This window comes from Kribbella sp. NPDC026596 (assembly GCF_040638415.1).
Classification (GTDB): Bacteria; Actinomycetota; Actinomycetes; order Propionibacteriales; family Kribbellaceae; genus Kribbella.
Genome location: NZ_JBEZYF010000065.1, coordinates 42,600 through 51,769, shown reverse-complemented (window position 1 = coordinate 51,769; position 9,170 = coordinate 42,600). Strand labels below are relative to the sequence as shown.

Annotated in this window: 7 protein-coding genes and 1 pseudogene; 1 reads left to right on the top strand and 7 read right to left on the bottom strand. The window is 68.9% G+C overall.

Going from position 1 to position 9,170, the window contains the following annotated elements:
* The 7 genes and pseudogenes from AB0E63_RS36755 to AB0E63_RS36725 form a co-directional block, all read right to left on the bottom strand.
* A partial coding sequence (locus AB0E63_RS36755) for a DRTGG domain-containing protein (RefSeq protein WP_360376482.1) occupies positions 1–1,187 on the bottom strand: 1,187 nt, incomplete at its 3' end.
* Between the two features lie 9 nt (positions 1,188–1,196).
* Entirely contained in the window at positions 1,197–3,599 is a 2,403-nt protein-coding gene (locus tag AB0E63_RS36750) for a glycosyl hydrolase family 65 protein (protein ID WP_360376479.1), read from the bottom strand.
* Positions 3,596–4,576 carry a hypothetical protein gene (locus AB0E63_RS36745; RefSeq protein ID WP_360376477.1) on the bottom strand — a complete coding sequence of 327 codons (981 nt, stop codon included), beginning with the start codon at positions 4,574–4,576 and terminating at the stop codon, positions 3,596–3,598. The genes AB0E63_RS36750 and AB0E63_RS36745 overlap by 4 nt, the downstream gene beginning before the upstream one ends.
* Before the next feature lie 127 nt (positions 4,577–4,703).
* Positions 4,704–5,117, bottom strand: a complete 414-nt coding sequence (locus tag AB0E63_RS36740) for a cation-translocating P-type ATPase C-terminal domain-containing protein (protein ID WP_360376475.1) — start codon at positions 5,115–5,117, stop codon at positions 4,704–4,706.
* Positions 5,118–5,172: 55 nt separating this feature from the next.
* Positions 5,173–7,218, bottom strand: a pseudogene (locus AB0E63_RS36735) (HAD-IC family P-type ATPase); the annotation flags it as partial.
* A 36-nt stretch (positions 7,219–7,254) separates the two neighbouring features.
* Positions 7,255–7,869 carry a CBS domain-containing protein gene (locus AB0E63_RS36730; RefSeq protein ID WP_360376473.1) on the bottom strand — a complete coding sequence of 205 codons (615 nt, stop codon included), beginning with the start codon at positions 7,867–7,869 and terminating at the stop codon, positions 7,255–7,257.
* Between the two features lie 61 nt (positions 7,870–7,930).
* Positions 7,931–8,407 carry a CBS domain-containing protein gene (locus AB0E63_RS36725; protein ID WP_360376470.1) on the bottom strand — a complete coding sequence of 159 codons (477 nt, stop codon included), beginning with the start codon at positions 8,405–8,407 and terminating at the stop codon, positions 7,931–7,933.
* 237 nt (positions 8,408–8,644) lie between these two features.
* On the opposite strand from AB0E63_RS36725, the gene AB0E63_RS36720 reads away from it, so the two are divergent.
* Positions 8,645–9,163, top strand: a complete 519-nt coding sequence (locus AB0E63_RS36720; RefSeq protein WP_360376467.1) for a universal stress protein — start codon at positions 8,645–8,647, stop codon at positions 9,161–9,163.
* Positions 9,164–9,170 lie beyond the last annotated feature (7 nt).

Genomic DNA, 9,170 nt, shown 5'->3' with positions numbered 1-9,170 from the left:
GCCCGCAGGATGCGCTCCTCCTCGCCTTCGGGCAGGACGATGTGTTTGCGGTGGGCAACTGCTTCGTCGATCAGCTGGTGCTCGAACATCAGCGGTGTCACCGCGTTGCTGCGTGCGACCTCGAGCTGATCGAGGAGGACCTCGCCGTCCACGTTCCGCTCGAACAGTGACAGCGCGGCGTCCACCTTGCGCGGCGACTCCTTCGTGAGGCGCCCGCGGACGGCGGTCAGGGCCGCCGACGTGGCCTGCGTGTCGAAGGTGGTCTCGAGGATCGGCAAGGTCACCCCGAGGCCGTCCATCAGTCGCTGGACCTGGGCCGGCAGCGTAAAACCACCGTTGAGGACGACCGCGGAGATCTGCGGGAAGTTCAGTGACGCGTGGGCCATCAGGACCCCGAGCACGACCTCTGGGCGGTCCGCCGCGGTGACCACCGCGGCTCCGTCGAACAGTCTGTCGAGCACGTTAGGCATCGTCATAGCGGCGACGACGAGGCCGGTGACCTCGCGCGTCAGGAGCGCGGGGTCGCCCCTCAGCAAACGACCTTGGACCGGGGCCAGCAGGTCGGCCACCGTAGGTTGGCTCAGAAGCGGCTCTTCCGGGAGGGCGAACGCCGGTCCACCGGCACCGGTGAGTGCCGCGACCGTGTCGGCGAGCTGTTGCGGAGCCACGCGGTTCGCGACCACAGCCGCCAGCGAACCGTGGTTGCCTCGGAGCTCCCCGATGGCCATGTCGCCGATCATCCGAAGATCACGCGGACTGCGTTGGAACCCGTTGAGAACAAGGACGACCGGCGTACCAAGGTTGGCGGCGATCTTCGCGTTGTAGGAGAACTCCGTCGGCGTCCCCACGTCGGTGTAGTCGCTGCCGACGACGAGTACGACGTCGGCGCGGTCGGCGACCTCGTGATAGCGCTGCACGATCGCGTCGAGCGCGGCGTCGGGGTCCGCGTGCACCTCGTCGTACGTCACGCCGAGGCTGTCGTCGTACGCCAACTGGACCGCATCGTGGGCCGTGAGCAGGTCCAGGACGTAGTCACGGCCACCATGCGTGGCGATGTCCGGGCGAACGATCGGGCGGAACACGGCCACCCGGTCGACCCGGCGCGACAGCTGCTGAAGCAGTCCGAGGGCGACTGTGGATTTTCCGGTGGACCCCTCCACCGACGCGACGTAAACGCTGCTCCCCATGCCTGAACCCTAACCACTCACCGCCGGGGTGCTGCGGCGAGACCAGGTTGCAGACTCGCCGGCCTTCAGTTGCCGGGTCCGGCCGAAGCAGCGGACGGTGATGGGGGCGCCGCGGTCAGGATCGACGGAGAGGGTCACCCCGTCGGTGGACACCTCCGCGGTGAGACGGTGTCCGCGGTAGCGCAGTATCATCCGCAGGGTGCCGAGCTTGCCCGGCCAGTGCGGCTCGAAGCGGAGTACGTCGTTCGTCGTGCTGAGACCGGTGAAGCAGCGCTGGATCAGATCGACACTGCCGGCCATCGCGGCAAGGTGGATGCCCTCGGCGGTCGTACCGGTCCGGCTCGGATCGCCGGCGTCGCTGTGCAGCGCCTGCTCGAGGAACCCAAGGGCCTGATCAGGATCGAGCATCGCCAGTCCCCAGGCGTGCACCACCGCGCTGAGCGACGAGCCGTGGCACGTGCGGGCCAGGTAGTACTCGACCGTGGCGCGGATGGTCTCGGCGGTCAGCGGGTAGCCGAGCCGTTCCATCAGACCGCGCAGCTCCCGGCGCGGCAGCAGGTACAGCAACATCAACACGTCAGCCTGCTTGGAGACCTGGTACGCCGTCACGTCGCGTCCCTCGGCTTCGAGAATCCGGTCCAGTCGGCGGATGTCGCCGTACCTGGCTCGGTAGTTCTGCCAGTCGAGCTCGGTCAGTCGCTCGTACCCCTCGAACTGACTGATCACCCCGTCGTGGAATGGGACGTACATCCGGCGGGTCAGTTCGTCCCAGTGGCTCAGCTCCTCGGGCCGGAGGCCGATGGACTCGCCGAGCTCGGTTCGTTGCCAGCTCGGCAGCCGGTTCAGGGCCTTCGCGGCCACGCCGAACAGCCAGGCTGCCATGACGTTCGTGTAGGCGTTGTTGTCGATCCCAGCGGCCGGCTGATCGGGATAGCCGGTGTGGAACTCGTCAGGCCCGACCACACCACGGATGACGTAACGGTCGCGACCCTGGTCGTACTCGGCCAGGCCGGCGAAGAACCGCGCCACCTCGACGATGACCTCGGCACCGTAGTCGCCGAGGAACGCGAGGTCGCCGGTCAGCTCGAAGTACTGCCACATGGTGTAGGCGATCGCCAGACCGACATGCCGTTGCCGGAACGTCGCGTCCTCACTCCAGCGACCGGACAGCGGATTGAGATGCAGCCGCTGGCTCTCCTCGCGGCCGTCGCTGCCGGATTGCCACGGATACATGGCTCCCGGATAGCCCGCCTGCCGGGCCGCTTGCCGGGCGGCGGGCAGCCGCCGGTACCGGTACAGCAGCAGCGCCCGGGTCAGAGCCGGCCGGCGCAAGGTCAGGACGGGGAAGATGAACAGCTCGTCCCAGAAGATGTGACCGCGGTACGCCTCCCCGTGCAGGCCGCGAGCGGGTACGCCGGCATCGGTGTCGGCGCTGTGTGACGAGACCGATTGGAGCAGGTGGAAGACATTCAGCCGGACGGCGGCCAGGGTGCCGTCGAACGGCTCCTCGAGATCGAGCGAGAACTGCCGCCACAGGTGTGACCAGGCCAGCACGTGGGCTTCGCGCAGCTGGTCGAAACCGGGCGCGTTCGCGAGTGCCGTGCGGGTGGCCAGCAGCGGTTCGGAGATTCCCGGGTCTCGCGACCCGTAGATCGCGGCCACCTTCTCGGCGGTGACGACGTCGCCAAGGCCGACCGGGATGAGCACCTCCGCGGACGCGGACGTCCGCGAGATCCAGCCCGCGACTGGCGATCCGTTGTGGGCGGCGATAGTTCGCGTGCCGACGGCGACCCGGTGGCGCGATTGGGAGGTGGTCGCGGTCACCGTGAGGTTGCCGTCGGCAACCGTTGCGGACACGTCGGTCAGATGCCGGCCGGACAGTTTCCGGTAGCGCTCGACGCCGGCGTTCCGGACAGTCCCGTTCACCGCCGTCCCGAGCCGTAGACGACCCTCCCAGTTGACGACGGTGACGGCGAGCGTCTGGCCGGCCAGGTGTGCCTCGGCCATGCTGACGAAGCGCCGTTCCACGCCGAGGATCTCGCGGCCGTGCGGATCGCGGAGCCGGAACCGCCGGGTCAGGACGCCGCGCAGCAGGTCCAGCTCCTGGTCGTGCTCGAGTACCTCGCAGTTGTCGGGAGTGAGCCAGTCGCCGTCGTCGATGGCAGCCGTCAGCGGCAGCCAGTCCGGCAGGTTGACCAGGCTCTCGTTCTCGACCATATGGTCGTTGACCTGATCGGCCAGCCGGTTGTAGTAACCGGCCAGATAGGTCCCCGGGTAGTGGTGTTCGCCGGCCACCGCGCCCGCCCAGGCGCCTCGGGTGGCGACGTACCCGTTGCCGACGGTGCACAGCGCCTCGCGCCGGCGCTCGTCGCCAGGATCGTAGCCACCAAAGCGGTGGATCCAGTCGTTCATGGCTCGACGCTGACCCGATCGACGGTCTCCGACCACTGGCGGCGGCCGGTGCGTGCCTCTGCCTGGGCTGGATAGCCGATCCGGAGGATCATCTGCGGCCAGCTCCGTCCGCCGACCAGCTCCCGGACCTGCGCCCGTAGCGCCGGGTACTCCAGCGCCTGGTTGAGGAAGGAGGCGGCCAGCACCGAGGAAGTTGCTGTCAGCAACACTCTCTCCAACGCCTGGCCGGCCTGCACCCATGCGCGCTCGTCCTCGTCCGCGGTGCCGAGTACGGCGATCCGCGGTTGTCGTTCGAACACCGCGTGCTCGCGTCCGGGTACGGCGAACCCGGCCGCCAGGTCCCGGACCATGGCCGGACCGGTCGGCGCCGGCCCGAGGGCAGGGCCGGGTATGCCGTCGTACTGGCGCTTGCCGCCGATCCATCGGCCACGCTCGTGCAGGCGGTCCTCGTCGTGCAGGTCGAGGTCGTCGGCCCTCCGCAGGAGCTGTCCGAGCTTCCGGGTGGTGTGCTCGTTCAACCAGTGCAGCTCGGCGCTTTCGACCTCTGCGGCCCGGGTCAATGCGCTGATCACCGTCAGCGGGATTGCCTGGTCGAGCAGCGGGCCGCGATAGGTGTGACGGCGCGAGATCTCGCCGAACAGGGAGGACAGCTCGGTCACCGGGCTGCTGCGGTCGGACAGGTAGATCCGGGCGACCACCGCCGGTTCGGCCGGGTCGGGGGAGGCGGCGAACGTCGGCTCGTGTCCGAGCATGGCAGCGGCAACGCGGAGGTTGAAGGCCGCCGCGCCCAGACCGATCCTGATCGCACGGCCGGCCGGGTCGGCGGCCGGCAGGACCAGGTCCTCGTCGAGCCGGACGTCGATCACGGGTCCGGCGACCTCGAACCGCCAGGGCTGGGTGTTGCCCATGGACGGGGCGTACATCGCGGCGGTGAGCAGAATGCCCACCTCGTCGCGGGTCAGGACTGGAGCGTTCACGGGTATCCTCCCTTGCTGGTCATCTCCAGCACACGGCAAGCGGCGGGCGGTCGGCAGGGCCGACAGTCCTGAACCAGGCGGGACCCTCGCTCGCTCAGAGCCCTTCAGCAGCCGATCTCCGACCTGCTCATGGCTGCCTCCGAGTACGACGCCGGACGGCGACGATCAGGCCCGGGAGGATCGCGAAGGTAGCGGCGACAGCCAGCTCGGAAGCCGACAGGGCGTGCAGGCTGAGCAGCTCGCGCAGCGGTGGAACGAACAGCGGCCCGATCTGCGCCAGCAGGGCGCCCAGGACGGCGACGTCGAGGAAGCGGAGCCGACGCTCACCCCTGGGACGCGGTCGGCGGAGAGCAATGGCGACGCCCAGTTGGGCCATGCCGAGGACGACGTACGCCATCGTTTGCCAGGGTCCACCGGTCGCGCGGATGCACAGGGCGGCGGCGAGGGTGACGGCGGCGATCAGTGCGCCGGTCCAGGCGACTCGTTGCCAAAGGCCCGCACCGAGGACCTGCTCGCGCGGAGATCGTGGACCGCGCCGCATCGCCCCGGGGGTCGGCGGGTTCGGCGCCGATCGCGACGCCCGGCAGTCCATGGGTGAGCATGTTGATCCAGAGGATCTGCGCGGGGAGGAGCGGGGCGGCGAGTCCGAGCATCGGTCCGATCAGCATCACCAGGATTTCGGCCAGTCCGCCGCTGAGTGCGTAGCGCAGGAAGGTCCGCACGTTGGCGTAGATGCGGCGTCCCTCCTCGATGGCCACCACTACCGTGCCGAGGTCGTCGTCGGTCAAGACCAGGTCGGCCGCCTGCCGGGCCACCTCGGTACCGTCCTTGCCCATCGCGACCCCGATGTCGGCACACCGCAGGGCCGGTGCGTCGTTGACGCCGTCGCCTGTCATGGCGACGACATGCCCAGCGCGCTGCCAGGCGCGCACGATGTCGAGCTTCTGCTCGGGCCGGATCCGGGCGAACACCCGTCCGACGGCCGGGTCGGCGCCTTCATCGATGTCGGCACCGGTAACGACGCCGGCTGTGTGCAGGCCGACCCGTTCGGCCACCGCATGTGCGGTGCCGGGCGCGTCTCCGGTGATCAGGAGCAGGTCGACGCCGGCGTCGCTGAAAGCGGTCGTCACCTCCGCGGCGTTGTGGCGGACCGGATCGGTGAGCGCCACCAGGCCGACGAGCTGCAAGCCGTCCTCGGTGCGGGGTGTACCAGGTGGCAGCAGCCGATCGGCAACTGCCAGTACCCGGTACCCGTCGTCCGCGAGTTCGGCCGCGACGACCCGGGCCGTCGCGATGTCGCCGTACGACGTGACCGCCGGATCGAGGATCACTTCGGGTGCGCCCTTGCCGACGACCAGGATGCTGTCCTCGCCGGGTATCCGGTGAAAGGTGGTCATCCGCTTGCGGACGCTGTCGAAGGGCAGTTCGGCGATCCTCGGGTGGGCCGCCCGCAGCGGTTCGGGATCGAACCCGCCGCGATGGGCCACCGTGAGCAGCGCCGCCTCGGTGGGATCACCCAATGGCAACCATTCCTGCTGGTCCGGTCCCGGTGGCCTGAGGTCCGCGTCGTTGCACAGCACGATGTCACGAAGCAGCTGTTGCGGTGGGTCGGCATCGCCGAGCGGAGCCAGTCCGCCGGCCGGCGCATAACCGTTGCCGCTGGCAATGAATTCGCCGTGGTCGGTCCACAGGCGCTCGGCCAGCATCACTCCTTCTGTCAGCGTGCCGGTCTTGTCCGCGGCCACGACTGTGACGGAGCCGAGTGTCTCGACGGCCGGCAGCCGGCGGACGACGGCCGACCGGCGGGCCATTCGATGGGCACCGATGGCGAGGGCGAGGGTGACGACGGCGGGCAGGGACTCGGGTACGGCCGCGACCGTGAGGCTCACCGCGGTCACGATCATGTCTGCGGGCGGGAGCCCCCGAAGCAACCCAGCCACGGCGACGACGCCGGATAGCAGCAGCGCGACCACGCTGAGGATGCGACTGAGTGACCTGAGCCGGAGTTGCAGTGGCGTAGGTCGTGGTCGCTGATTGGAGAGCAGGTCCGCGATCCGGCCGAGCGCGCTGTCCGGGCCTGTGCGAGAGACAACTCCGGAACCTCGGCCGCGGGTCACTACCGTGCCTGCGAAGACTTCGTTGCCGGTGTCTTTCTCGACCGGCAGCGACTCACCGGTGAGGGCTGACTCGTCGGTCTGCAGGCGAACTGCTCCGCTGAGCTCGAGGTCTGCCGGGACGATGTCGCCTGCTTCGAGCAGGACCAGATCGCCGGGAACGACGTCCGCCGCGGGGATCACCATCGTCCGGGCGGAACGGAGTACGGTCGCGTGCGGTGCGGCAAGACGGTTCAGCGCGGCCAGCGCGTGTTCGGCCTTGAGTTCCTGGACCACGCCGACGGCGGTGTTGAGCACGATCACGATCAGGATCACCGCGAGGTCGGCGAGGTCGTGGAGCGTCGCCGTGAGTACGGCAGCGCCCAGGAGCAGCAGGATCATCGGGTCCCGCAGTTGTGCCAGGATCCGGAGGAGCGCGGACGGAGGCTTGGGGGAGGCCGTGGTGTTGGGGCCATACTGGTCGAGCTTCCGGGCAGCCTCGACCTCAGTCAGGCCGGGCGGCGCCGGCAGCTGAACGAGTTCGGTCATCGCACAGTCACCTGTACGGTCGCCAGGTTCGTCATGTCAGCTGAGGACAGCAATAACGCCGCGGACGGATCCGGCCAGGACGCGGGCGATGTTGCGCTCGCGCGGGTCGCCCGGGCCGGTCACCGTGACGACACCGTCGTGGACGTCGACCTGCCAGTCCGGGTTCTCGGCCTGGATGACTTCTTGAACCTCGGCGCGGATCCGGTCGTCACGGCCGGCGAGCAGGTGGACGACGTCGCTGCGGCTGATCATGCCGATGACGCGGGTGTGATCCAGCACCGGCAGGCTCTTCATCATCGTCGACGACATCAGGTCGATCGCGACGTCCAACTCGTCGTCGGCGTGGACGGTGACCACCAGGTGGTTCATCACGTCGGCGATCCGGCGTGGTGGTGTGTCGGTGGTTGTCCGGACGGCCGCCTTCAGCGCGCCGTCGTCCAGGGGTACGGCGTCCTGGACGAGGTCGGCCTCGCTGACGATGCCGACGAGTACGCCGGTTGCGTCGACGACCGGCATGGCGGTGATCTTCCGATCGTCGAGGAGCCGGAGTGCCACGCCGACCGGTGTCTCCGCCGTCACGGTGACCGCGGGTGCGCTCATCAGGTCCCGGATCAACATCGTCATCACCTCGTTCTGCGTGTCTACCTTCACGATGTCCTGGCTGCGAAGGCGCTCCCAGAGACGAAGGTCCCAGCCGGCACGGGACCTGTGTTCAGTGCTGATGGATGAGCCGTGCGCCGTCCGCGCCGCATGCCGTGCCGGCGGAGGTCTCGAGCTCGCAGCCGTGGCTGGTCTCGGGGACGAGGCGGATCAGGTCACTGCGGCAGACGGTTCCGACCACTCGATCGTTCTCGACGACCGGCAGGTGCTCCAGCGTGGTCGACCGCAGGAGGGCGATCGCTGCTTCGATCTTGTCGTCAGGACTCACGGTGATGACGTGGTGCGTCAGGGCGTGGCCGACCTTGCGGGATGGCGACGTACCGGAGACGCGTCCGGCCGGGACCCGGTCGGCCAGAACCGCGTCCTGAAGGAGCTCTGTCTCGCTGATGATTCCGATCAGAGCCCCGCGGTCGTCGACGACGGGAACCGAACTGATCTGCTCCTCGTGCATCAACCGCAGAACGGACCCGGTCGACGACCGCGTCGTCACGGTCACTGCCGGAGTGGTCATGACCTCCCGGATCAGCATCGTCCTCACCTCTGTTCGACTCTCGGCTCGCTCTGCCTACAGCGTGCAGTCGGTCAACCGAGCCGTGCAGGGCCGGAAGACCCGTAAACACCCTGCCGACCGGGACCTCCCGTTGTGCCGGGCTACCGATCTGCGAGGTCGCCATGCGTCTTTGGTCCCGAGTCGGCGGGCAATCCGGCCCTGGATACGGCCGGACGGCGAGACGAGGGTGGACGCACCGGCAGTGAGGAACTGGTCATGACAGAGAACATCTCGATCGCCGTAGGTGTGGACGACAGTTGGTCCGCCAACGGTGCCGTCGACTGGGCGCTGTATGAGTCAGCACTCAGTGCCGCCTCGATACGGGTGCTGCACGTGGTCGGCGAGCGGCCGCCGACGGGACTCTTTGTCGACGGACACGGCGCCGCCGAGGCGGGCAAACAGCTGGTAGCCGATGTCCGCGAGTACCTGGATCACCATGACAGCGTGGGGCTGCACACGGCCGTGCTGCTGTCCGGTGCGCCGGCGCACATTCTGGCGCGATCCACCGGGAACGACCGGATGCTCGTGGTCGGGCGGCACGGACGTGGCATCGTGGGCCGGCTGCTGATCGGATCCACGGCGGAAGCCGTCGTGTACGAGGCCTCGACGCCGGTGGTCGTCGTACCGGCGGATGGTGGCGCTCCTGCCGGGCGGCACGGCCCGCGGCATCCTGCGGCACGCCAAAGGCCCGACAGCGATCGTCCACCAACCAGGCACGCACCCCTCCAGTCCTAGGTGAACT

What these genes read in the sequence shown, in the direction of transcription:
- AB0E63_RS36720 (WP_360376467.1), top strand. Translation starts at nt 8,645, where the DNA reads ATGACAGAGAACATCTCGATCGCCGTAGGTGTGGACGACAGTTGGTCC.
- AB0E63_RS36750 (WP_360376479.1), bottom strand. Translation starts at nt 3,599, where the DNA reads ATGAACGACTGGATCCACCGCTTTGGTGGCTACGATCCTGGCGACGAG.
- AB0E63_RS36725 (WP_360376470.1), bottom strand. Translation starts at nt 8,407, where the DNA reads ATGCTGATCCGGGAGGTCATGACCACTCCGGCAGTGACCGTGACGACG.
- AB0E63_RS36740 (WP_360376475.1), bottom strand. Translation starts at nt 5,117, where the DNA reads ATGCGGCGCGGTCCACGATCTCCGCGCGAGCAGGTCCTCGGTGCGGGC.